The 24,872-nt window shown below is 47.6% G+C and carries 23 protein-coding genes and 3 tRNA genes; 10 read left to right on the forward strand and 16 right to left on the reverse strand.

Features of this window, described 5'->3' with window-relative positions; genetic code table 11:
* Position 1: 1 nt before the first annotated feature.
* Complete coding sequence (locus ACVLR6_RS04320; RefSeq protein ID WP_286422940.1) at positions 2-1,363, forward strand: diguanylate cyclase; 1,362 nt, start codon at positions 2-4, stop codon at positions 1,361-1,363.
* Positions 1,364-1,474: 111 nt separating this feature from the next.
* On the opposite strand, the gene ACVLR6_RS04325 is transcribed toward ACVLR6_RS04320, so the two are convergent.
* From ACVLR6_RS04325 to ACVLR6_RS04350, 6 genes are all read right to left on the reverse strand, one after another.
* Positions 1,475-1,831 (reverse strand): cupin domain-containing protein, encoded by a 357-nt coding sequence (locus ACVLR6_RS04325; RefSeq protein ID WP_168395011.1) that lies wholly within the window; start codon positions 1,829-1,831, stop codon positions 1,475-1,477.
* Positions 1,832-1,927: 96 nt separating this feature from the next.
* Positions 1,928-2,476, reverse strand: coding sequence for a GTP cyclohydrolase I FolE (gene folE, locus ACVLR6_RS04330; RefSeq protein WP_005176473.1), 549 nt, complete (start codon positions 2,474-2,476; stop codon positions 1,928-1,930).
* Positions 2,477-2,569: 93 nt separating this feature from the next.
* A complete protein-coding gene (locus ACVLR6_RS04335; protein ID WP_286422941.1) occupies positions 2,570-3,253 on the reverse strand; it encodes a Smr/MutS family protein in 684 nt (227 codons plus the stop codon).
* A gap of 206 nt (positions 3,254-3,459) precedes the next feature.
* Positions 3,460-4,266 carry an indole-3-glycerol phosphate synthase TrpC gene (gene trpC / locus ACVLR6_RS04340; protein WP_005176475.1) on the reverse strand — a complete coding sequence of 269 codons (807 nt, stop codon included), beginning with the start codon at positions 4,264-4,266 and terminating at the stop codon, positions 3,460-3,462.
* 17 nt (positions 4,267-4,283) lie between these two features.
* On the reverse strand, positions 4,284-5,330 hold the full coding sequence (trpD, locus tag ACVLR6_RS04345) for an anthranilate phosphoribosyltransferase (protein ID WP_016659977.1): 1,047 nt from the start codon (positions 5,328-5,330) through the stop codon (positions 4,284-4,286).
* Between the two features lie 19 nt (positions 5,331-5,349).
* Positions 5,350-5,934, reverse strand: coding sequence for an anthranilate synthase component II (locus ACVLR6_RS04350; protein WP_218952640.1), 585 nt, complete (start codon positions 5,932-5,934; stop codon positions 5,350-5,352).
* Between the two features lie 809 nt (positions 5,935-6,743).
* Here ACVLR6_RS04350 and glnA point away from each other — a divergent pair.
* From glnA to ACVLR6_RS04370, 4 genes are all read left to right on the forward strand, one after another.
* Entirely contained in the window at positions 6,744-8,159 is a 1,416-nt protein-coding gene (glnA, locus tag ACVLR6_RS04355) for a type I glutamate--ammonia ligase (protein ID WP_171301053.1), read from the forward strand.
* 182 nt (positions 8,160-8,341) lie between these two features.
* On the forward strand, positions 8,342-8,851 hold the full coding sequence (locus tag ACVLR6_RS04360; RefSeq protein WP_016659978.1) for a chorismate--pyruvate lyase family protein: 510 nt from the start codon (positions 8,342-8,344) through the stop codon (positions 8,849-8,851).
* 8 nt (positions 8,852-8,859) lie between these two features.
* Complete coding sequence (gene ubiA / locus ACVLR6_RS04365) at positions 8,860-9,738, forward strand: 4-hydroxybenzoate octaprenyltransferase (RefSeq protein WP_005176488.1); 879 nt, start codon at positions 8,860-8,862, stop codon at positions 9,736-9,738.
* A gap of 126 nt (positions 9,739-9,864) precedes the next feature.
* Positions 9,865-11,097 carry an alpha/beta hydrolase family protein gene (locus ACVLR6_RS04370; RefSeq protein ID WP_286422942.1) on the forward strand — a complete coding sequence of 411 codons (1,233 nt, stop codon included), beginning with the start codon at positions 9,865-9,867 and terminating at the stop codon, positions 11,095-11,097.
* A gap of 46 nt (positions 11,098-11,143) precedes the next feature.
* On the opposite strand, the gene ACVLR6_RS04375 is transcribed toward ACVLR6_RS04370, so the two are convergent.
* On the reverse strand, positions 11,144-12,037 hold the full coding sequence (locus ACVLR6_RS04375; protein WP_016659982.1) for a LysR family transcriptional regulator: 894 nt from the start codon (positions 12,035-12,037) through the stop codon (positions 11,144-11,146).
* A gap of 213 nt (positions 12,038-12,250) precedes the next feature.
* On the opposite strand from ACVLR6_RS04375, the gene ACVLR6_RS04380 reads away from it, so the two are divergent.
* Both ACVLR6_RS04380 and ACVLR6_RS04385 read left to right on the forward strand, forming a co-directional pair.
* Positions 12,251-13,993 (forward strand): FAD-dependent monooxygenase, encoded by a 1,743-nt coding sequence (locus ACVLR6_RS04380; RefSeq protein WP_286422943.1) that lies wholly within the window; start codon positions 12,251-12,253, stop codon positions 13,991-13,993.
* Between the two features lie 167 nt (positions 13,994-14,160).
* Positions 14,161-14,439 (forward strand): hypothetical protein, encoded by a 279-nt coding sequence (locus ACVLR6_RS04385; RefSeq protein WP_127800411.1) that lies wholly within the window; start codon positions 14,161-14,163, stop codon positions 14,437-14,439.
* Here the strand turns inward: ACVLR6_RS04385 and ACVLR6_RS04390 are convergent, their stop codons facing one another.
* From ACVLR6_RS04390 to ACVLR6_RS04415, 6 genes are all read right to left on the reverse strand, one after another.
* Positions 14,440-14,883, reverse strand: coding sequence for a DUF2726 domain-containing protein (locus ACVLR6_RS04390; RefSeq protein WP_005176498.1), 444 nt, complete (start codon positions 14,881-14,883; stop codon positions 14,440-14,442). It abuts the gene before it with no gap.
* Between the two features lie 56 nt (positions 14,884-14,939).
* Positions 14,940-15,015 (reverse strand) — tRNA-Asn (locus ACVLR6_RS04395).
* A 263-nt stretch (positions 15,016-15,278) separates the two neighbouring features.
* A tRNA-Asn gene (locus tag ACVLR6_RS04400) sits at positions 15,279-15,354 on the reverse strand.
* Between the two features lie 5 nt (positions 15,355-15,359).
* Positions 15,360-15,435 (reverse strand) — tRNA-Asn (locus ACVLR6_RS04405).
* Between the two features lie 146 nt (positions 15,436-15,581).
* Positions 15,582-16,208: a superoxide dismutase gene (locus ACVLR6_RS04410; protein WP_005176500.1), complete on the reverse strand. Its 627-nt coding sequence runs from the start codon at positions 16,206-16,208 to the stop codon at positions 15,582-15,584.
* Positions 16,209-16,359: 151 nt separating this feature from the next.
* Positions 16,360-17,118 (reverse strand): Nif3-like dinuclear metal center hexameric protein, encoded by a 759-nt coding sequence (locus ACVLR6_RS04415; RefSeq protein WP_455995901.1) that lies wholly within the window; start codon positions 17,116-17,118, stop codon positions 16,360-16,362.
* A gap of 170 nt (positions 17,119-17,288) precedes the next feature.
* Between ACVLR6_RS04415 and ACVLR6_RS04420 the strand changes: the two genes are divergently transcribed.
* Entirely contained in the window at positions 17,289-18,467 is a 1,179-nt protein-coding gene (locus ACVLR6_RS04420) for a trypsin-like peptidase domain-containing protein (RefSeq protein WP_455995903.1), read from the forward strand.
* Positions 18,468-18,784: 317 nt separating this feature from the next.
* Here the strand turns inward: ACVLR6_RS04420 and ACVLR6_RS04425 are convergent, their stop codons facing one another.
* From ACVLR6_RS04425 to ACVLR6_RS04435, 3 genes are all read right to left on the reverse strand, one after another.
* A complete protein-coding gene (locus ACVLR6_RS04425; RefSeq protein WP_455995905.1) occupies positions 18,785-19,783 on the reverse strand; it encodes a Tim44 domain-containing protein in 999 nt (332 codons plus the stop codon).
* Positions 19,784-19,904: 121 nt separating this feature from the next.
* A complete protein-coding gene (gene radA / locus ACVLR6_RS04430; RefSeq protein WP_016659986.1) occupies positions 19,905-21,296 on the reverse strand; it encodes a DNA repair protein RadA in 1,392 nt (463 codons plus the stop codon).
* Positions 21,297-21,431: 135 nt separating this feature from the next.
* Positions 21,432-22,781 carry an alanine/glycine:cation symporter family protein gene (locus ACVLR6_RS04435; RefSeq protein ID WP_034597619.1) on the reverse strand — a complete coding sequence of 450 codons (1,350 nt, stop codon included), beginning with the start codon at positions 22,779-22,781 and terminating at the stop codon, positions 21,432-21,434.
* Positions 22,782-23,095: 314 nt separating this feature from the next.
* On the opposite strand from ACVLR6_RS04435, the gene ACVLR6_RS04440 reads away from it, so the two are divergent.
* Both ACVLR6_RS04440 and lptM read left to right on the forward strand, forming a co-directional pair.
* Entirely contained in the window at positions 23,096-24,499 is a 1,404-nt protein-coding gene (locus tag ACVLR6_RS04440; protein WP_104488820.1) for an amino acid permease, read from the forward strand.
* 133 nt (positions 24,500-24,632) lie between these two features.
* The gene (gene lptM / locus ACVLR6_RS04445) at positions 24,633-24,863 is read left to right on the forward strand and encodes an LPS translocon maturation chaperone LptM (protein ID WP_016659988.1); all 231 of its coding nucleotides are present in this window, start codon (positions 24,633-24,635) and stop codon (positions 24,861-24,863) included.
* The last annotated feature ends 9 nt before the right edge of the window (positions 24,864-24,872 follow it).

The raw sequence follows: 24,872 nt of genomic DNA on the forward strand, positions 1-24,872 counted from the left end.
TATGAACCAAGAGCGTATAGAGGAACTTGCAGCGCAGTGGCAGGCGATTTGCGGGCAATTTTCTGAAACCGATTTAAGCTATAGCTTCGAGTTCATTCAACAGCATGTCACGGTGCTGGTGGCCGAATTTTATCGACAGATGATGAAGGAGCAGGAAGCCTCTTATTTCCTGTCTGATGAACTGGTGCGTAGCCGCCTGAAAAATGCCTTGCAGCAATGGCTGCTGGACAGTTTTGCAGTTCCGTTCAAGCAGGATTTTAAAGCCATTGTCGCCAAGCAGCTGAAAGTTGGGGAAGTGCATGCGCGTATTGGCGTTCCCTCCTGGCTGATTATTCGCGGCATCCGCGAAATCCAGCGCAAAAGTTTTGCCTTTTTTCTGCAAACCCCGCAGGCCGATGTACTGGCTGCTGCCGATTATATGACCCAGGTGCTGAGCCTGGCCGCGGAAATTATGTGCCGCACTTATGAGGCCAAGGTGGAAATTCATAATGATATGAAACACACCTACCGCCTGTTTTCTGCCATGCAGGATGTGGCCGTGCAAAAAGACCGCCAGCGCGGTTGTCTGCTGGACTGGGAAAATGAGCTGATGTTTAAAGCCTTTTCTGACCAGTCACAGCTGTTTCATCCGCCACTCTCCAAATCTGAATTTGGCCTGTGGTTCATTCATAAAGCAGCCTATGCTTTTGCCAGCGCCGAGCAGGTCGAGTTTATTATCCAGCGGATTTATCAGGTGGATCAGTTGAACCAGCAGCTGCTGGACACTTCCAATCAGCAGCAGAAGCTGTTACTGATTCAGCAGATTCGCTGTAAAAACCGCGAAATCCAGCATCTGGTCGATCAGCTGTTTCAGGTGGCGGAATATATCGGCACGGGCAATGATTCGCTGACCCAGCTGTTAAACCGGCGTTATTTAAATACCATCCTGATTCGTGAAATCCAGTTCTCGCGCAAAAACCGCTCACCTTTAAGTCTACTGGCGATTGATGCCGATTTCTTTAAAGAGATTAATGACCGCTATGGCCATGCCGCCGGTGATCTGGCCTTGCAGTTTATGGCCGAAGTGCTGCTGGAATCGAGCAAGGGCAGTGATTATGCTTTCCGGGTTGGTGGGGAAGAGTTTTTATTGCTGCTGGTCGATAGTGACTGGAACCGGGCCCAGATGATTGCCGAAACCATCCGTCGCCGGGTTGAAGATACCCCAATCCGTTCTGCTGAAGGTGAGAGTTTTAAATTTACCGTGAGTATTGGCGCAGTGCAGTATGATGGCCATCCGGATTATCAGCGTTTTCTGGATGCCGCAGATGCAGCCTTATATAGCGCCAAAAATGCCGGACGTAATCAGGTCTATCTGGCCAAATAAGCCTTTTAAGTCTCATCCCGGCATGAAAAAACGCCCAAAACTGTCGGGCGTTTTTTATATCAAAGCAGCAAGATAAAACCAGCCAAAACATCAAAAAGCTCAAGCGGTATTTTAGGCCTCAACCACCACATAATATTTTTTCACTGCTGCAACCACTTCAAAGGTACCGACAAAACCCGGTGGAATAATTCCGGCCTGACCGGCGGTAACTTCAATATATTGTCCGTGCTGGTCATGAATACGCACCACGCCTTCAATCACATTAAAGAATTCCTGTTTATTGTCAGCAAAGATAATATTCCAGGCGCCGACTTCGCACTGCCAGATGCCACAGCTCATATTGGGATGTTCATAGGCACTATATGTATCACGTTTGGGATTGCCTTTGACCAAACGATCTGGACGCGGGAAGTCGACACTGCATTCACTTTGGGTCAGGCCCTGACCGGCTAAATAAATTGAAGACATTTGCATTCCTTAAAATAACAGGGAAACCAACAGTAGTATAAAAAATAAGGCATAAAAAAGCCCCAACAGATGTCGAGGCTTCAGCATGATTTTAGCTTAGTAACTTTCAGGCACAGCACTTAAAAATTCACGGCGTGCATCTTTATCGGTTTTAAAGTCACCAATAAATGACACGGTACGTGTGGTCGATTCCTGCTTGCCAACACCACGCATCATCATGCACATGTGTGCAGAGTCAATCACCACCGCAACACCGCGGGCTTTGGTCACTTCAGCCACGGCTTCTGCAATCTGCTGGGTCAGGTTTTCCTGAATCTGTAAACGGCGCGCAAACATTTCAGTAATACGGGCAAATTTAGACAGTCCCAAAACATTGCCTTCCGGTAAATAGGCAATATGCACACGGCCATAAAATGGCAGCAGGTGATGCTCGCATAGCGAATAGAATTCGATATTTTTGACCAGCACCATTTCACGGTTATCAGACGGGAACACGGCGTTGTTGGTCACTTCAGCCAACGTCTGGCTATAACCCGAGGTTAAATACGAAAATGCTTTAGCAGCACGCATAGGCGTATCTTTGAGACCAGGGCGATTTAAATCTTCACCAACGGCAGTAAGAATGTTTGCGTAGGATTGCTGCATAGACATAAGACGTGTTCACTTACACTGATATTGAACAAGGACGGCATTGTAGCAGAAAACCGCAACAATGCCTGCTTTTGAGGAAAAATCCGCTTATTGTTTAAACTTTGGATTCTTTTCTGCACGTTTTAGCAGAACCAGCACCGCACCGGTGCCGCCCTGTTTTTCCGGCGCACTGACAAAGGCCAGAACATCGCGATGCTGACGTAACCAGCCATTGACATAGGTTTTTAAAATGGCTTCCGGGCCTTTCCCATGCACAATTTTAATCACGTTCTGATTTTCATCTTTGGCCATCTGAATAATTTGCAGCACGGCCACCCGGGCTTCTTCCACGGTACAGCCATGCAGGTCGACCGCTTCAAACCAGCGCAAATTGCCAGCTTTTAAATCTTCAAACACCTTATGCTGCAAGGTGGCAATGCGGTAGCTTAAACTGGCCTGACTGCCCACCGGATTGAGCATGGCTTGCGTGTCCGACAAAATGGTCTCATCAGTTTGCATGGGGCCTTCGGCGGCTACGCGTTTAGCCAGGGTCTGGGCATCCAGCTTTTTCTTGGCCGGTTGGTTCACCTGCGCGATATTGCCATGATCCATTTTCTGGACCCCACGCATTTCTTTTTGAAACAGCTCAAAATCTTCGGCCTGTTCCTGTTCGGCAGTTTTGATGGCCGGCGCTGCTGGCTCTACGCGCGGATGCGGATTACTGATCTGCTTTTTAAAGTCTTTGAGTAATTTAAACTGTTCTTTCGATAGCGAAGAATCGTGTTTGCTCATAATCGAAAATAGGAGGATAAAATTTCAATCCAGTATAGTCTGAATTACGCCTGATTTGAACTGAAACGGATTCAGCTTGGCGCTGCATCTGGCTTGAAATGAGAGATGTTAAGATGGGGCGATATAGGAAGATGACCGCCCTATGAAAGTAGGGCAGTGCAATCGCACAGTTCAGGATAAACCTGCCTCCTGAACTGCACCAAGACTTAGACCTTTTGCGGCGTACCAAACAGCTCGCTAAAGGCCTGATCCGGACACGGTTGTTTCATAAAGCTTTCACCGACCAGGAAGGCATGAATGTCATGCTCCTGCATCATCTTGACATCTGCCGGGGTGGCAATACCGCTTTCGGTTACCAGTAAACGTGCTGGATCGAGTAATTTTTTCAGACGCAATGAGGTGTTTAAATCCACATCAAAGGTTTTTAAATTACGGTTGTTCACGCCAAGCAGACAGCGATCACTTAAACGCAAAGCGCGTTCCAGCTCTTCTTCGTCATGCACCTCAACCAGTACATCCAGATTGTGTTCAAACGCGGTTTTCGACATTTCTTCTAGTTGCTGGTCTGACAGGCAGGCCACAATCAGCAAGATACAGTCGGCATGTAGCGCACGAGCTTCAACCACACCATAAGGATCAATCAGGAAGTCTTTCCGCAGTGCAGGCAGGCTGCAATGGTTACGGGCCAGCGCGATATTTTCATCAGCGCCCTGGAAAAAATCGACATCGGTCAGTACAGACAGACAGGCAGCACCGGCAGCTTCATATTGCTGGGCAATTTCAGCCGGATTAAAGTTTTCACGAATAATCCCTTTAGATGGCGAGGCCTTTTTTATTTCTGCAATCACGCCCGGACGTTTGCTTTTCAAGCTTTGGGCAAAACCGCGCACCGGTGTGGCGGCCTGGGCTAGTTGTTCCAGATCATTCAAACTGCGCTGTTTCAGACGTGCAGCAAACTCTTCCTGTTTGCGATCAACAATTTTACCTAAAATGGTATTTGCGATATCCACCATGATTTTATCCTGCCGTCTTAAGCTTCGTACTGTTTTAAGGTTTTGGTAAATTCGGCCAGTACGCCCATTTTTTCCAGTGCCTGACCGCCATAAATAATGTCATGCGCCAGTGCCACACCCTGTTGATAGGTTTTGGTCAGACCAGACACATAAATCCCGGCGCCGGCATTCAGGGCAATCATGTTGGCCGCTTTTTCACCGCGTTCAGATTTATTTTTGCCAAGTGCATCTTTAATCAGGGCCAGACTTTCTGCCGAGTTTTCCACCACCAGACCGGTGAGGGTTTGCGATTCAATGCCCACTTCTTCTGGAGTAATGGTCCATTCGGTGATTTCCCCATCTTTCAGTTCTGCTACGGTCGTGGCAGATGCCAGACTGATTTCATCCAGACCATCACGTGAATGCACCACCAGCACGTGTTCAGCACCCAGCTGGTTCATCACTTCAGCAATCGGGCGGCAGAGTTCGCTGGAGAATACGCCAATCACAAAACGTTTAACTCCGGCCGGATTCGTAAGCGGGCCGAGCAGGTTGAAAATACTACGAATACCCAGTTCCTTACGTGGGCCAACTGCATATTTCATGGCTTTATGATGGTTCGGCGCAAACAGGAAACCTACGCCCATATCGCGGATACAGCGTTCAGTTTGCTGCATGTTTAAGTCTAGGTTAATTCCAGCCTGTTCCAGCAGGTCAGAGGAACCAGATTTGGTCGATACGCCGCGGTTACCATGTTTGGCAATGGTTGCGCCAGCGGCTGCAATCACAAAGCTGGATGCCGTCGATACGTTAAACAGGTTCTGGCCATCACCGCCGGTACCGACAATATCGACCAGATACGGAATATCGCTAACGTCAATTTTAATCGCGAACTCGCGCATCACGCGCGCGGCTGCGGTAATTTCATCAATGCTTTCACCTTTCAGGCGCAGACCCATCATCAGGGCGCCAATTTGCGCATCGGTGGCTTCGCCCGACATGATGGCACGCATCACATCTTCCATTTGTGGCTGAGTCAGGTGAATCTGTTTTGTAATATGATTTAAAGCTTGTTGAATATTCATGGTGTTCACTTTGTGCAAATTAGGCATAAATTTCTAAAAAGTTCTGGAAGATTTTGTGGCCATGCTGGCTCAAAATGGATTCCGGGTGGAACTGTACGCCTTCGACCGGCAATGTCTTATGTTTCACGCCCATAATTTCTTCCATGGAACCATCGGCTTCATTGGTCCAGCAGGTGACTTCCAGACATTCTGGTAAGGTCGCCTGATCAATCACCAGCGAGTGGTAACGGGTCGCAGAAAACGGGGAGGGCAAATTGCTGAAAATACCCTGATCGCTGTGATACATATCCGATAAACGGCCGTGCATCACTTTTTTGGCCCGTACAATGTTGCCGCCAAAGGCCTGACCAATACTCTGATGGCCCAGACATACGCCCAATAACGGGATTTTGCCGGCAAAATGCTGAATCGCTGGAATGGAAATGCCGGCTTCAGATGGTGAGCACGGACCAGGACCAATCACCAAATATTTCGGTTGCCATCGCTCAATATCTTCTAATGTGACGCTGTCATTGCGAACGACTTTAACTTCTTGATTTAACTCGCCAAAATACTGGACGATGTTGTAAGTAAAGCTGTCGTAATTATCGATCATCAAAAGCATGAGCTTAACCTGTCAAAATTTATGCACCTGACTGTGCTTGAAGAATTCCCTGAAATGCCTGGTTTTCCAAAGTGGAGGGAGGTCACAACACGGCTATTTTTCGAGCGAAAAAATGCGGGGAAAACGCAGTGCAAATCATCATAGCAAAAAATAAACATGTGCGGCTGAACATTTTCAAGCAGAATAGCTTTTATACAGATGAAATCTTTTAAGTTTATGGCTGAGCTGCATTCAGCTTGTGGCTTTTACGTGTCCGCTGTGATGTTGACCCCTCTTGCTGCCAAACCCCTAAAATGATGCATAATGACGCAGATTCACCAAAATGGCGCATTTTAAAATGGGCATAAAAATTTAGCTGAGCACGACTTGCGAAAAGCGCACAGAAAAGCACTTGAAGAAAAAAAAAGCAGAAATAAATGAAAATCTGATTTTTACTGGAAAAAAGAGTTTTTATCTATAAATCACTCAATTAATCCAGTCTGAAATTCATTAGAAAAATTGCATGAAGCGCGAAATTGGCGAAATAAACAGCAGTATTATTAAGCTGTGTTAAAATAAAACCTGATTATTTGCACTATTTTGATACACACGAGAAATCTTTTGCAGGAAAAATCGCAAAGAGTGCTTGAATATGGTGCATTTCAGTATAGCCCTAGTATAATAGGCACAAAGCAAAATCCCTAAATCTTAATTTCTCATAAGAAATTCAATATTTTAACTTTGCTTTTAAAAGTTGGTACGGTAATTGCTTAATAACTGCCAACTACTAACACGCACTTGGGTGTGCAACAAAATATCATTGGAGCAAAATGAGCATGGCGAACAAGGTCCTTCAACTCATACAAGAAAGTGGTGCAAAATGGGTCGATTTCCGCTTTACTGATACTAAGGGTAAAGAGCAGCACGTAACTTACCCTGCAGACAGTATCGATGAAGATACCTTCGAAGACGGTAAAATGTTTGATGGTTCTTCAATTGCTGGTTGGAAAGGCATTGAAGCATCTGACATGATTTTACGTCCAGACGCTGAAACTGGTTTCATCGACCCATTCTTTGCGGAACCAACAGTTGTCGTGACTTGTGATGTCATCGAACCATCTACAGGTCAGGGTTATGAACGTGACCCACGCTCGATTGCTCGCCGTGCAGAAGATTACTTAAAGTCTACCGGTATTGGTGATACTGCATTCTTTGGCCCAGAACCAGAATTCTTCGTATTTGACGAAGTGAAATGGGACATCGATATGTCTGGCGCACGCCACACTTTAATTGCTGAAGAAGCGGCTTGGTCTACAGGTAAAGACTACGAGTCTGGTAACTCTGGCCACCGTCCACGCGTTAAAGGCGGTTACTTCCCGGTTCCTCCAGTTGATTCTCACCACGATATGCGTGCAGATATGTGTGCAAAAATCGAAGAGATCATGGGCCCAGGTCGTGTAGAAGTACATCACCACGAAGTTGCATCTTGCCAGTTAGAGATTGGTGTGAGCTTCAACACCATGGTGCGTAAAGCTGACGAAGTGCAACAGTTCAAATATGCGGTGTGGAACGTAGCGCACCAATACGCGAAAACTGCGACGTTTATGCCTAAACCAATGGTAGGCGATAACGGTTCAGGTATGCACGTGCATATGTCGATTTCTAAAGACGGCAAAAACCTGTTCGCGGGTGATGAATACGCTGGTCTGTCTGAAATGGCACTGTACTTCATTGGCGGTATCATCAAGCATGCCCGTTCATTGAATGCGATTACTAACCCTTCGACTAACTCGTACAAGCGTCTGGTTCCGCACTTCGAAGCACCGATTATGCTGGCTTACTCAGCGCGTAACCGTTCTGCTTCTATCCGTATTCCTTACGTGTCTAGCCCGAAAGGCAAACGTATTGAAGCACGTTTCCCAGATCCAATGATGAACCCGTACTTAGGTTTCGCGGCACTGTTAATGGCGGGTATTGACGGTATCCAGAACAAGATTCACCCAGGTGAAGCTGCGGACAAGAACCTGTACGATCTTCCACCGGAAGAAGAAGCAAAAATTCCAACCGTTGCTCACAGCCTTGAAATGGCGCTGGAAGCACTGGCCGCTGACCATGACTACCTGTTAAAAGGTAGCGTGTTTACAAAAGAAATGCTCGATGCTTATATCGAGCTGAAAACTGAAGAAGTTCGTCGTCTGAACACGACTACTCACCCAGTTGAATTAGACATGTACTACAGCCTGTAATTTGACCTCAGATTCATGCTCAGAAAATCCGCGCTTGTCGCGGATTTTTTTATGGCCTTCATATTCATTTAGGTGAGGTAGATTGATAGTGAATATGACATTTGCGCTTTTTGGCTGAAAAGCCCATGGTTTAGTAACAGATTTCAGTTACACTAGGCCAAGCGATAAAAGAGGAATAAGTGATGCGCGGCCAGCAGACCTGTCAATTTCAGGATCAGACCATTCCTGCAGGATTGAAGACATGGCTGTATGCACCGGGCTCTCTGACACAACAATTAACCGATCTGGCCGGTGGCCAGTTTCAGGTACAGCCACTGCGCGAAAGTTTCCAGCGCCTGAGCTTTGAAGATGCCAAATGGCTGGGCATGCCGCATCAGCATACCTCCTGGGTGCGGGAAAGCTATTTATATGGCTGTGAAGAGCAGCCCTGGGTTCAAGCCAAAAGTATTTTTCCGATTTTAAGCCTGCAAAAAAAAGCACGCCTGTTCAAGCATATTGGTAAAAAGCCGATTGGCCGGTTTTTGTTTCAACGTACCAATCCGGCCTGTGAGCGCCGGGTGATTTTATTGCCCGAAGGCTGGACCAGACAGAGCTGCTATACTTGGCATGGCTGTAAATTTATTGTGCAAGAAAGTTTCTTGCCCAGCTTTGAGCAATTTCTACATTCTTCTTTTCAACAGCAACGTGGTTAAGGACAGTCATGGCAACTGCACATTCAATTACCTGGCGTGAGCGCTTGGAAGCCTATTACTATTTATGCCGTTTTGATAAGCCGATTGGCACCGAACTGGTGTTCTGGCCAACCATGTGGGCCTTATGGATTGCTGCTCAGGGAACACCGACCATAGGTGTGCTGATTCCAATGATTCTGGGTGTGATCTTTATGCGTGCGGCAGGCTGTGCCATTAATGACTTTGCCGACCGTAAAGTCGATGCCCATGTTGAGCGCACCAAAACCCGTCCTTTGGCCACCGGCATCATTAGCGCTAAAGAAGCGGTGATGGTGTTTCTGGTGCTGGTTGCTGCCAGTGCCTGCCTGTTGTTGTTCTTGCCGCTTGAAACCTTTTACTGGTCGTTTGGGGCGTTATTTCTGGCTTTTATCTACCCGTTTATGAAACGCTATACTCATTTACCGCAGGTATTTCTGGGCGCCGCATTTTCATGGTCTATTCCTATGGCCTATACCGCGGTGGGTGCAACCCCGGATTTAACCTGCTGGTTATTGTACTTTGGCAACCTGGCCTGGACTGTGGCCTATGACACTCAATATGCGATTACTGACCGCGAATATGATCTCAAAATTGGGGTGAAATCGACCGCCATTTTATTTGGCCGTTATGATATTGAGATTATTTCTGCCTTGCAGCTGATCAGTCTGCTCCTGATTGGCGCGGCGTTGTGGATCGAAAATCTGTTCATGCCATTTGGTCTGGTGGCACTGGCTGTGGTGGCACTGGATTTTATCTATCAATGGCACAAAACCAAAGACCGCAATCCGCAGCAATGTTTCTGGGCTTTTCGGCATAACCGTTGGGTTGGGCTGATGATTTTTGCCGGAATTTTTCTTGCACTTCTCTAGGTTTATGCATTTGGTCTGATCTTGCAAAAAGCCAACAAAGCATCCGAGCAGGATGCTTTTTTTTATGCTTAATTCAAAGAACTCAGGCTGAGTACTTAACAACAAGAAGATAAAGAGGAATTCAAGATGACAACGACATTTAAAAAACTGTTATTGGCGGTAACCTGCTCCTCGGCGCTGTTATTTACAGCATGTGGTGGCGATGATAATGACTTTAACTTTATCCGTGACAAAACTTTTGTATCTGATGCTGCCTATACCCAAGATGGTATTGAAGGTGCGATCATCCGGGTCATGACCTATAAAATGCCAAATGTACGTGACCAGAAAACAGAAGCTACCGCCATGGTATTTTATCCGTCCGCACCTCGTCCGGTAGATGGCTGGCGTGTGGTGGTCTGGGAACATGGAACAGTGGGCATTGCTGATCATTGTGCACCGAGTCGCAACAGTTTAAATCCGCGTTTTAAGGCCATGGCGGAAAGTTTACTGGCCGCAGGCTATGTGATTGTCGCGCCAGATTATGAAGGGCTGGGCACGCCGGGCATTCATCCGTATTTACATTTAGAAAGTGCGGCCCAGTCTGCTATTTATTCAGTACGCGCCTTAAAAGAAGATCTGGGTGCACACATGCATGGTGCCTGGATGTCGGTGGGGCAGTCACAGGGTGGTCATGCCTCTTTAGGTACTGCGGAATTTGCCAATCAGGATGCCAATTATAAAGGTGCAGTGGCAGCAGCACCGGCTTCGAGTCTGGGTTATATCATTGCGGAAGTCGCGCCGGCGGCCATTCATGATCTGGAGCTGGCAGAGAGTGTTGGTCTGTATCCGGTTGGAACGGCCCGTAATGTCTATGCAGAACTGATGGCCTATGCTGCCTATGTCGCGGTCGGCATTAAAGCCTATGAACCGGACTTTAATTACCTCAGCATCTTCCAGCCGGAATCGCAGGATATTGTGCCAGAAGCCGAAGGCAACAATGGTGAAAATGGCCAATGTCTGGACGAGCTGATGCAGTCCTTTAGAGAAGATATAGATGCCTTTACTGAAAATAGTGGTCTTGCTGTGGCTGATTATCCGGGGCTGACGGCAAATTTCCAGGACAATGCAACCATTAAGCGCTTCCTGGCCATTAACCAGCCGGCCACCAAAAAGCTGGATAAACCGATTATGGTGATTCAGGGTGAAGCAGATACTGCTGTGCCGGCAGCTGTCACCACGGCACTGGTAGATAACTTAAGAGAAATGGGGACGACGGTTGAATATGAATTGGTCCCGGGTGCCTCGCATACCCAGGCCATTGTGCAGAGAAATGCCGAGCTGGTGCGCTTTATTCAAACCCACATGCCTGCGCAATAATGTCCTCCTGAAAAACTCGCTGATCAGTCCGGAAGATCGGGGCTGATCAGCTCTCAGTGACCGAGATTTCGAGTTTGGCCAGTTCCTGAGTAATGAGCTGCAGTGCCAGATTATGGTTATTTTTACGGTAATTGGCATATAGATGGAGCGGCTGAACTTCAAAATCGGTTTCAATGATCGCCACATGCTCATTCAGAAAGCGCAGCAGATATTCCGGCACAAAACTGTAGCCCATCCCCAGATTAATCAGATTAATATGCTGCAATACATTGGTGACCCAGAGTAACTGCTCGGCCGGCATCTGTTCAATCGGCACCTGCCGGGTGACCTGTTCATAAAACACCGGAGAAGCGGTTTGCTCGCACATAATCAGCCGCTGTTGCAGCAAGGCTTCAGCACTCATCCGCGACTTGGTCGGTGCAGATTTTTGCCCTGACACCAGATAGATTTTCTCTGACAAAATGGGAAGATCGACAAAATCATCCTGCTGAATGGCATAACGGGTCAGGCTTAAATCCAGCTCAGCATTTTTCAGGCGCTGAATCTGCTCCAGACAGGTCAGGCTCTGGATATGAATCTGCAGATTGGGAATGGCCTGTTTTAAGCGTTCTAGCATCAGCGGCAGCACTTTCAGCTCGGCCACGTTCAATAAGCCAATATGAATCTGGTTGTTTTTCTGATGCGCCACCTGACGCGCTGCGGCAATTGCAAGTTTGGCGTTTTCAATCGCTTGCAAGGCATAAGGTAAAAAGGCCCGGCCTTCATCGGTCAGTTGAATCTGCCGCGCGGAGCGATCCAGCAAACGAACCCCGACTTCTTCTTCTAAATCCTTAATCTGCTGGCTTAAAGAGGGCTGGGCGGTAAAGAGTTTATCGGCTGCTTTGGTAAAACTCTGTTCTTCTGCCACCGCTGCAAAATAGCGTAAATGCCGTAATTCCATGACTTTCATCCACCGTGCAGATCATCGTCCTAGTGTAACCCAACACAGTCTGAACTGCATTTCACATGAGTCGATGTGTTTTATCCAGCAGCTGGCTAGAGCTAAAACCAATAGTACTATCGTTTATACGCATAGAAATAGGCGGCCTGGATGGGGCGGATTACACTGCATACAAATATTCTGCAACAGATACAGCGGTGAAAGGAGTCCGGAATGTCTACACACTATGATACTGATGTGCTGGTGATTGGTACGGGGCCGGCGGGTTCTACTTTGGGGCTGGCCTTGGCCAGTTATGGCATCAGGGTGCAGCTGTTTACCCAGTTTAACTGGCTGGCCAACAGTCCGCGTGCGCATATTACCAATCAGCGTGCGATGGAAGTTCTGCGTGACTTGGGCATTGAAGAGCAGGTCAAAGCCATTGCCACGCCGTGGCAGCAGATGGGCGAAAGTTTACTCACCACCAGTCTGGTCGGGGAAGAAATTGCCCGAATGAGCTGCTGGGGCACGGGCGATGAACGTCATGGCGATTACATCAAAGGCAGTCCATGTCCCTTTGTCGATCTGATCCAGCCGAAAATGGAAGCACTGCTGGTCAAGAATGCGGCCGAACGCGGTGCGATTTATAACTTCAATACTGAATATTTATCACATACTCAGGATGAGCACGGCGTAACCGCGACCTTCCTGAATCGGGTGACCCAAACTGAATTTAGCCTGCGAGCCAAATATTTAATTGGTATGGATGGGGCGCGTTCGAAAATTGTCGAAGAGTTGAAGCTGCCCTTAGAAGGAGTGATGGCGCGTGCCGGAACCGTGTACGTCACTTTTAAAGCCGACCTGTCCAAATACGTGGCGCATCGTCCGGCCATTTTACAATGGATTGTGAATCCGGAAGCCAGTTTTGGTGACTTGGGCATGGGATTACTACGTGCCATTCAGCCCTGGAACGAATGGATTATGGGCTGGGGCTTTGATATCAGCAAAGGCGAGCCGCAAGTCACCGAAGCCCAGGTTCGGGCGCGACTGAACACCTTTGTGGGTGAAGAGGTGCAGCAGGTCGAAATTGAAAAAGTATCTTACTGGTATGTCAATCAGACCTGGGCCACCCAGTATTCGGTGGGGCGCGTGTTCTGTGGTGGCGATGCGGTACATCGTCACCCGCCATCGAGTGGTTTAGGTTCCAACACCTGTATGCAGGATGCGTTTAACTTAGGCTGGAAGCTGGCTTATGTGCTTAAAGGCTGGGCCAAGCCAGCGCTGCTGGAGTCTTATAGCGATGAACGGGCGCCGGTGGGCAAACAGATTGTGGCACGTGCCAACCAGTCCCGTTTTGACTATAAGCATTTAAAAGAAGTATTTGGCTTTGATCAGGGTGTGCAGACCCAAGCCGAGATGTTGCAGCGGATTTTTGCGGAAACACCGGAAGCGGCCGAGATTCGGGAAAAGCTGTATCAGGCGCTGGCGATTAAACATTATGAGTTTAATGCTCAAGGGGTGGAGCTAAACCAGCGTTATCTGTCCAATGCCGTGCTGGCAGAAACAGATGAAGAAATCTTTGTACAGGACCCGCAGCTGTATTTGCAAGCCACCACACGTCCGGGTGCCAAACTACCGCATACCTGGCTGATTGATGCGCAGGGCTATAAACATTCCACCCTGGATATTGTCGGTAAAGGGCGCTTTACGCTACTGACCGGTTTATCGGGTGCAGCATGGAAAGCGGCAGCGGCCCGGTTAAAGCTGGACTATCTGGATGTGATTCAGATTGGTTCACGTGAACATCGCGATGTCTATGCCACCTGGCAGCAAAAATCGGAAATTGCCGATGCCGGTGCCGTGCTGGTACGTCCGGATGGCTATGTGGCTTGGCGGATGCAGGACACACCAGAACAAGGCTTTGATCATCTGGCCTGTTTAACTCAGGTTTTTGGCGAGATTCAGCTGAACCTCTAATCGGGTAGATGAGCAGTCTGACGTGATCTGTAACGCAGCCGTCTGTAGCCGTACAGGCGGCTGTGTTGTATCTTCAGGTTCAAGCAAACATCAACAGAGGCTTTGTCCTCGAAAATGATTTTGTTATATTGAGCGTCATTTTGATGCATCTGACAGAGGACTCTCTCATGACCGCGCCTGAACAGCAACGACCGAATCAGCCACCCAATACCAAAAAGATTATTCTGTTGGCCAGTTTAGGTCTGCTGATTCCTGTTTTTCTGGTCAGTATGGCGTTTCTGGCTGTCAACAGCGATGCGAAAAATCAGGAAAAATACAAACAGCAGCAGGCAGAGATGATTGCGCGGATTAAAGCGCGTGAAGCGGCTGAACAGCAGCAGGCGCAGCAACAAGCTCAACAACAGGCCAATGCGAAACCAGCAGCTTCTGAAGCTGTAGCGCCTTAATTAAAGAATATCCTGCTGCAATTGTCTGATACTCGGAATCTCCGTGTATCGGATCACCTGATAGCCCGCCTCAAGCAACATGGCATCCCGCTCGGCATCTTCACTTTCTTTGCCAATATGAGTGGGATCATCCAGTTCAATAATAATCACCACATTCATCTGCTGATCCAGCAAAACAAAATCGGTGACCTTGCGATTAAAGCGGGAACGGATCTTGTAGTTACTATTGGTAATTAACGCACTAAAAGCAACTTGAGCCAGAATATGATGTTCGGGAAAAGCCTGCTTTAAACGGGCAAACATCTTGGCTTCAAACGGGGTAATGACTTTTTTCGGAAAATATTTCTGTTTGGGGCGCAAATAGGAGGCCGCCACCAGCAGCATCAGCACCAGTGTGGCCAGGCAGCCAATAAAGAAGAAAGTCGACTGAGCGCTATTGAACACAACACATACTTGTATAAAGAAAAAACCCACTCAACTGGAGTGGGTTTTTAGAATCTTGGCTCTCCCACCTGGGCTCGAACCAGGGACCTGCGGATTAACAGTCCGTCGCTCTACCGACTGAGCTATGGGAGAATCTGAAACGCATTCTAGGCGGCAAAGGGCAGGTGGTCAAGTCCGCGGCCTGAAAAAATGTAGTTTTTCAGTTTAACTGAATTAAAAATAAACGAATGAAGGCGTTTGGAAGCAGAAAGCTTGGTGTGTGGCTTTTACTGGTCTATGACGGGCAGGGTGCCGTGGTACAGGTAGGGGCTATTTTAGGATGATGATTCTCATTGAATCCCCCAATCTAAACGCCATAAAAAAACCCACTCAACTGGAGTGGGTTTTTAGAATCTTGGCTCTCCCACCTGGGCTCGAACCAGGGACCTGCGGATTAACAGTCCGTCGCTCTACCGACTGAGCTATGGGAGATTAGATGGCTCTCCAACCTGGGCTCGAACCAGGGACCTGCGGATTAACAGTCCGTCGCTCTACCGACTGAGCTATTGGAGAATCTGATGCGCATTTTAGGGAGGAATGCGCCGGTCGTCAACCAGATTATTTAAACAAATGAATCATTTGCCTTAGATTTATGCAGTTATTCCCTAAAAATAAAAAAATCACCCTTAAAGGGTGATTTTTTACACAGAAAAATAAAATTATTTTTCTACGCCAGCTGGTTGGCCTGCAAGTTTCGCGTTGGCATAATCCCAGTTCACCAGGCTTTCAAGGAAAGTCGAGATGTACTTAGGACGTGCGTTACGGAAGTCGATGTAGTAAGCGTGTTCCCAAACGTCAATCGTTAATACTGCAATTTTGCCGTGCGCCATTGGCGTATCTGCATTTGAAGTTTTCATGATTGACAATTTGCCGTTTACGTCGTCAGCTACTAACCATGCCCAACCTGAACCGAATTGAGTTGCAGCAGCAGTTGCAAATTCTTCAGCAAATTTTTCGTATGAACCAAAAGCTTCATCAATTTTCGCTGCAATTGCACCAGTAGGTTTACCACCACCGTTTTTCGCCATACAGTTCCAGTAGAATGTGTGGTTCCATACTTGTGCAGCATTGTTGAAAATACCTGCTTTAGAAGCATCGCCAGCACTTGCCTTGATGATTTCTTCTAAAGTTTTACCTTCAAGCTCAGTACCTGCGATCAGGTTGTTCAGGTTCACAACATAGGTGTTGTGGTGCTTGTCATGGTGAAATTCTAAAGTCTCTTTGCTGATGTGCGGCGCAAGATCTTCGTAACCATATGGTAATGCTGGTAAAGTAATCGTTGTCATGTTTTCAATTCCTTGCTTATGCTGGGTTTTGAGTTTAAGTCGGCTTATTGTAATAGATTATTCAACAAAATTGCGCATTGCTTATAAATAACATTACACAATAAATCCTTAATTTATACGTATAAGCCAGCCTCAATTCATCTCCCAAGTTTTAAATCGGATTATTCAATTCGAAATAGCCATATTCGAGATTAAATTCGCGTGCCAGCGCCTGTCCCAAACGCTGTACACCGTAGCGTTCAGTCGCGTGATGGCCACAGGCATAATAATGGACGCCCAGTTCTTTGGCTTCATAAAAGGTACGTTCTGACACTTCGCCAGAAATATAGGCATCACAGTCTTGCGCTGCGGCTTTATGAATATAATCCTGCGCGCCGCCGGTACAGAAACCGACTTTGCGGATTTCGGTTGGATTGGCCGGTAAATGAATGGTATCAAACCCCAGTTTTTCACTTAACAGGGCTTTAAACGCTTCTGGTGACATGGCCTGTTTTAAATAGCCAATATTGCCAATCGGATGACGTTCACTCGGGTCCAGTGCTTCCAGTTGCTCCAGTCCCAAAATATCAGCAATGGCCGCATTATTGCCCAGTTCAGGATGTGAATCGAGCGGTAAATGATAACCTACCAGTGAAATATCATGCTGGATTAGGCTTTTAATGCGTTTACCGCGCATTCCGGTAATCGGGTAGGGTTCACCTTTCCAGAAATAGCCATGATGCACCAGCAGCACATCGGCTTGCTCGGCAATGGCGGCTTCAATCGCATCTTGTGATGCAGTTACCGCACACAGAATTTTTTTGACTTCCGGCTTGCCTTCAATTTGCAAGCCGTTCGGGGCATAGTCTTTAAACTCGGCTGATTTTAAGGTTTGATCACACCAGCGGATCAGGTCATGCAGCTTAGCCATAAATCTCTCAAAAGCCTTAAATTTTGTTGTCATCAAAACATATTTTGAATTGTAACTAAAGCAGCACAAAACTCTTTAGTGATTTTTATGTTTCCTTATGTATTTCGCTTTACAATAGGTCATAAATTACTTAGTCATCAATGAATTAAAAAATTTTAGAGGATAGAGCTGTGCGCCGGACCTTTACATGGTTACCTTGGGTGTTACTTATTATCGTGATTATTGGCTTTTTGGGCTGGCAACAGTTTCAAAAACCGAAAGCTCCTGTTGCCCCGGATGGGGTGAAAATGCCTGCTGAAAAAGTAGAACCGCTGATTGATACCACCCGTACTGGCGGGGTGGTGTCTTATAGTGCTGCCGTAAAAGTGGCAGCACCAGCCGTGGTCAATATTTTTACCACCCAGAAAATCAAGCAGCCTAATCATCCTTTATTTAATGATCCGGCATTCCGTGAATTTTTTGGTGATCAGTTGCCGGAACAGTATCGTCAGGGACCTAATGAAAACAGCCTCGGTTCTGGGGTGATTGTACGTGCCGATGGTTACATTTTGACGAATAACCATGTGATTGCCCAGGCCGATCAGATTGTGGTGGCCTTGCATGATGGCCGTCGTGCCGAGGCAAAAGTGGTCGGCACCGATCCGGATACCGACTTGGCGGTAATTAAAATTGAGCTGGATCAGTTACCGGTTTTACCATTTAAACTCAGTGGCAATGAAGTCGGTGATGTGGTGCTGGCGATTGGTAACCCGTTTGGGGTAGGCCAAACCGTCACTCAGGGGATTATTTCCGCGACCGGTCGTTCGGATTTAGGCATTAATACCTATGAAGACTTTATTCAGACTGATGCTGCCATTAACCCGGGGAATTCCGGCGGTGCGCTAATTGATGTGGCCGGGAACTTAATTGGGGTTAATACCGCAATTTTCTCGCAATCGGGCGGTTCTTTGGGCATTGGCTTTGCTATTCCGGCACAGGTCTGCCAGCAGGTACTGAACTCGATTTTAAAAGATGGTCGCGTGGTACGTGGCTGGCTAGGTATTAGCTTATTGGCGGTACAGCAACAGAATATTCTGGAGCCAAAACAAAGTGGCGTGGTGGTGGCAGATGTCTTGGCCAATGGTCCTGCGGCCAAAGCAGGTATTCGCCGTGGCGATAAAATCCTGAAAGTGAATGATGAAGAGATTAGCTCAACATCACACCTGATTAATTATGTGGCGCTGCAGCAACCGAACCAGCCGGTGAATATCCTGATTGAACGTGAAGAACAGTCTTTAGAGCTGCAAGTGGTGGTTGGTGAGCGTAAAGTGCAAAACAGTGATAAACAGTTTATTCCATTACCAGAATAAGCTCGCAGTACGCGCTGTAAATTAAACATGAAAAAGCTCCGCAGGTCGGGGCTTTTTTTAATGGGTGAATTTTATCAGCAGTCTGTTAGTGAAGAGCGATATTGTAAGCTCAAGCGAAAATACGTAGGAACGTACTGAATGGCGCAGAGCAGACATACCGTCTTATAGAGATGATCGCTGTATCACATCTCTAGGTCTTTCCATCCCTCGAGATAATCGGTTGGGGACAAAATAAAGCAACTAAATGAATAACATTCCGCAGGCGGTGCAAAAACAAAAACAGCGGCCGAAGCCGCTGTTTTTGATCTTAGGTTTAATTAGTGTTCTTGCTGGATACCCGCAACCAACCAGTCCTGGCTAGAACCTGCTGGCTTAACAAAATGCCAGATTTCAGTGAATGGCTGTGGCAAGCTGTTTAAATCTTCACTCACCGTACCGGTAAAGCGCACACTCACTACATACTGACCATTTTCAGTAGCAGAATCGACCACCATCGCATTCAGGTTAGAAAACTCAGCCACATCCTGATCCTGATTGGCCATGATGTCCTGATACATTGACTGGTACAGATCAGGGGTTAAATAACGCTGAATTTCAGCAATATTGCTGGCCGTATTCATAGACTGAATATGGTTAAAACGCTGACGTGCAACACGCAGAAAGGCTGCTGGCTCCGTACCATCTGGTAACTGGTTACCACTGTTGGTGTACGCGGTACCAAAGGCAGCGTTATTCACTGGTGCTGCACCAAATGGCGCATTGTTGGTTGGGGCTGAACCACCGACGTTCTGGCCAAAGATATTGGTGTTATCGCCACCGGCATGTGGTGCAGCAGCAGATTGACCAAACGGTGCGTTATTGGCACCGTTATTTGGCGCATACGGGTTATTGGCTGCTAATTTTTTTTTTGCGCCCATCTTGCGGAAAATGAAGAAGGCGACTGCTGCAGCGAGGAGAATCCAGATCCAGCCTGGGATTCCACCTTCTTCCTCCTGTTGAGCCTGTGCCTGGCTGGCTGGCTGATCATCTGCTAAGGCATTGGCAGCCACTGCACCAATCGCAGCACCTGCAACACCCGCAGCGACCATACCACCGACACCCGGACCAGATTTTTGCTGCGCAGGCGCAGTAGCTGGAGCGGGCTGTTGTGCAGGAGTAGCTTGACGAGGCTGTTGGTAAGATTGAGTTGGTGTTGCTGAACGGCTCATGCCATGGCTTTTACCACCACCGGCACGTTTTGCTTCGGCTGCTAAAGGGGCAACCAAGAGGGCAGCTGTTAAAATACCAGCCATCAAACCACGCTGTCGAACTTCCATCAATTTTTCCTATTTAAAAAAAGAAATTTATCGCCCTGTATTTATGCAGGCATTTGTCCCGAATTTCAATACAGAATTCAGCTTTTTTCACATGAAAAGCTCAAAAAATAGGGCAAAGGCTCTAGTGCAGTTCTTCACTTAAACTCATGGCCTCGCTCAGGGCTTCATGCAAACGGGCGACCGCAATCACCTGCACCCCTGGAATCGCTTTTTGCGGTGCATTGGCACGTGGCAAAATAATATATTTAAAGCCATGTTTAATCGCTTCTTTTAGACGTTCCTGACCATTCGGCACCGGACGGATTTCACCGGATAAACCGACTTCGCCAAACACCGCCAGTTGCTGGGGCAGGGCTTTGCCACGAATACTGGAAGCACAGGCCAGCAGCACCGCCAGATCGGAGCCGGTTTCGGTAATTTTCAGCCCGCCGACAATATTGACATAGACATCCTGACCGGACGTCTGCACGCCGCCATGGCGATGCATCACCGCCAGCAGCATATTCAGCCGGTTTTGTTCTAAGCCGAGTGCAACCCGGCGCGGCTGACCATGTGCATCATCGACCAGTGCCTGTACTTCCACCAACAGCGGTCGTGTACCTTCGCGGCTAATCATCACAATTGAGCCGGGAATGGCTTCATCATAACGGCTCAGGAAAATCGCTGACGGATTGGCCACTTCACGCAAGCCTTTATCGGTCATGCCAAACACGCCCAGTTCATTGACCGCGCCAAAACGGTTTTTGACCGCACGAATCATCCGGTAGCGGGAATCGGACTGACCTTCAAAATACAGCACACAGTCCACCATATGTTCCAGCACACGTGGCCCGGCCAATGCACCTTCTTTGGTCACATGACCTACAATAAACAAGGCTGTGCCACTATTTTTGGCAAAACGGGTCAGGAGCGCCGCCGATTCACGGATTTGCGATACGCCGCCCGGTGCAGACTGCAAGGTTTCAGTATATAAGGTCTGGATGGAGTCCAGAATCGCCACTGCAGGACGTTGCTGGGCCAGCACCTCACAAATCCGTTCCACACAGGTTTCAGCCATCACCTTGAGCTGATCGGTCGGTAAATCCAGACGCTGCGCGCGTAAGGCCACCTGTGATAAGGATTCTTCACCGGTGACATATAAGGCAGCGCTGTTGCTGGCGGCCATATGGGTCGCGGTTTGCAGCAAAATGGTCGATTTACCAATTCCGGGATCACCACCAATCAGTACCACTGAACCGGTGACCAGACCACCACCAAGTACCCGGTCAAATTCGCCAATACCGGTGGCAAGGCGGGTTTCGGTAGAGACTGAAATCTGGTTTAAAGTGGTCACAGTTGAAGCCTGACCGGCATAGCCGCCGCCCATACGTGGCTGGGCACGATGGGTCACCGCAGGGGCAATGCTGACTTCGGTTAAACAGTTCCATTCACCACAGTCTGAACATTGACCAGCCCATTTAGGATGATCTGCGCCGCATTGTTCACAGCGATAGACACTTTTTGCTTTTGCCATAAATAAACGTCTGGAATGTGTTTTTTAAATCTTGCCCCACAGCATACAGAGGAAATGCTGATTTTCAAATTGTTGATACAGCGGCAAAGAAAAACCACCCGCAGGTGGTTAATCTTGTAGTTTTGTCTAAACGCTTTAGTAAAGTTCGCCGGATTTGCGTCGTGCAATAAAATCTTTCGATTCTTTGGCAATTACACCCGACAGCAGCAATAAGGCAATCAAGTTCGGTACTGCCATTAAACCATTAAAGGTATCGGCAAACAGCCAGACCAGATCTAGAGTTGCGACACAGCCAATAAACACCGACGCAATGTAAATCAGGCGATACGGCAGTACAAATTTCTCACCAAGCAGATAGGTCGCACATTTTTCACCGTAATAGCTCCAGCCTAAAATAGTCGAATAGGCAAAGAAGATCACCCCGAAAGTCACCACCCAGCCCCCGATTCCCGGCAGCAGTTTGTCGAATACGCTAATGGTCAGTACTGCACCGTTCTGATCACCAAAAGACTGGCCGGCCATAATAAAGCCCATGACCAGCACAATACCGGTAATTGAACAGACAATAATGGTGTCAATAAAGGTACCAGTCATTGAAACCAGACCCTGACGTGCCGGATGGTCGGTTTTGGCCGCAGCGGCAGCAATTGGCGCAGAACCCATACCGGCTTCATTGGAGAAGACCCCGCGCGCAACACCATAACGGATCGCGGCACCAATCGCACCACCTGCGGCAGCTTCACCGGTAAAGGCATAGGTGACAATCATTTTGAGTGCTGGCACCACCAGTTCAAGGTTATTTAGGATGATGACCAAACCACCGGCCATATAACCAACCGCCATAATCGGCACAATAACCGAAGAGGCTTTGGCGATGGATTTAATCCCGCCCAGAATTACCAGGGCTGAAAATACGGTAATGATGATGCCGGTAATCCAGGTTTCCAGGCCAAACCCATTTTCAACGGCCAGTGCTACCGTGTTGGATTGCACCGAGCTACCAATCCCGAAGGAGGCCACTGCACCGAAAAAGGCGAAAATCAGCGCCAGCCATTTCCATTTCAGGCCACGTTCAATGTAATACATTGGACCACCGGACATTTCACCTTTCTCGTTTTTTACCCGGTATTTGACCGCCAAAACACCTTCGCCATATTTGGTCGCCATCCCGAACAGGGCGGTCATCCACATCCAGAATACGGCGCCCGGACCACCGAGTACGCAGGCTGTGGCCACACCGGCAATATTACCGGTACCAATGGTGGCAGAAAGTGCGGTCATGAGGGAGGCGAATTGGGAAATATCGCCGGAATGTTTGTCCGGGTGTTTGCCAAAAACCTGTTTAAAGGCCAACGGCAGCATCCGGAATTGCCAGAACAGCAGGCGGAAGGTCAGGAATATCCCGGTACCGACAATCAGCACCAGCATATATGGGCCCCAGACCCAGCCACTAAGGGTTTCCATGAGTGTTTGTAAGTCTTGCATCATTGTTTCTTCTTATGTCTCAAAATAGATATTTTGTTTTCTATATAAGCAATTGATATGCCATGCTCATCCTGAGCAAGAGATATAGTTGCGTGCTGCATTTTTATTTGTTACACAGAATTTATGTTTTGACAAGAAAATTGATATAAACCTTGTCAATCCTCCCTTTGGATAAATTGATAACTTTTTGTTATAAGAAAAATAAATTAAATTTAATTATTCCGTAGAAAATATAGATGAAGTGGCATTTCTTTTTGTTTTCTGATTTCTTTTACGTTAGTTTGTCGTGGTTAACACTGAAGTTGAATTCAATAATGTCGTATCAAAATACAAGTTCGTCACAAGAAAAAGGCAATCTGCAGCGAAGCTTATCCAACCGGCATTTACAGCTGATTGCCATTGGTGGCGCCATTGGAACAGGACTGTTCATGGGCTCAGGCAAAACCATCAGCCTGGCCGGGCCATCGATCCTGATTATTTATATGATTATTGGTTTTATGGTGTTCTGCGTGATGCGGGCGCTGGGCGAACTGTTGCTGTCCAATCTGCAATATAAATCCTTTATTGATTTCAGCACCGACCTGATTGGCCCGTGGGCCGGCTATTTCGTCGGCTGGACCTACTGGCTGTGCTGGATCACCATCGGCATTGCAGACCTGTCGGCGATTATTTATTACCTGCAATTCTTTAATGGCGGGATGCCGTTTACGCCTGAAGAAGGGGTGATGATCAGTATTGCAGCTATTGTCTTCATTATGGGCTTGAACCTGGTGACCGTGAAGCTGTTTGGTGAAATGGAGTTCTGGTTTGCGCTGATTAAAATTATTGCCATTATTGTGCTGATTGCAGTCGGTTTATGGATGATTTTTACCGGTTTTACCTCAGATGCCGGCACAGTCGCATCCTTTACACATATCTGGAGTCATGGCGGCCTGTTCCCGACAGGTACTATGGGCTTCTTGGCCGGTTTCCAGATTGCGATTTTTGCCTTTGTTGGGGTAGAACTGGTCGGTACCACAGCGGCTGAAACCAAAGATCCAGAGAAAAACCTGCCGAAAGCAGTGAACTCGATTCCGGTACGTATCATCATTTTCTATGTATTGGCCTTATTAATTGTGATGTCGGTAACGCCATGGAACCAGATTGATCCAAATATCTCACCGTTTGTAAACCTGTTCAGTCAGGCGGGTATTGCGGCCGCGGCGATTATCATGAATCTGGTGGTGCTGTCTTCGGTGATGTCGTCCATGAACAGTGGTGTATTCTCGACCAGCCGGATGCTGTTTGGCCTGTCACGTGAGCAGCAGGGTCCTAAAGCCTTTGGCCGTTTAAATAAACGTGCAGTCCCGGCCAATGCGTTGTATTTCTCGGCGGTGTGTCTGCTGTTGGGTGCAGCGTTACAATACTTTGTACCCGATACCGTGAAAGCCTTTACGTTGGCGACCACGCTTTCGACCATTCTGTTTATTTGCGTCTGGCTGATTATTATCTGGAGCTATATTGTCTATTACAAAACCCGTCCGGAACTGCATGCCCAGTCGACTTTTAAATTGCCGGGTGGCCTGTTTACCTGCTGGATGGTGATCATCTTCTTTATTAGCATGATCTATGTGCTGTCCCTGGAGCCAGATACCTTGCAAGCCTTAATGATCAGTCCGATCTGGTTTGTGATTCTGCTGATTGGCTATTTCGGTTTCTATAAGCCAAAACAGAAATAAGCCATTGCACAACAAAAAACGTCAGTGTCCAACTGGCGTTTTTTTATGGCACAAGCTAATCTCTAGCGTTTAACACTTTGGTCACAGCAGTGATCGCGTTATACTTCATGGAAAATTTTAAATAGGTGGTCAGATGCGTTCTGTCATTTGCTGCATCAGTTTATTGACAGCCAGTTTTGTACTGGTCGGTTGTGGTCAATCGGGAGCTTTACAGTTGCCGAGTGATCCAAATTACGACAAACGTGCCAAATATCTGTTATATCCCAATGTCGATTCAGAGCAACATCCTGAAGAGCCGACACCTGCACCGGTACAGCAACAGTTTGCTGCACCTGTAGCTTCGAATTCCACGACGACACCTTAACGTTCATAG

It is taken from the genome of Acinetobacter sp. T63 (assembly GCF_053852345.1).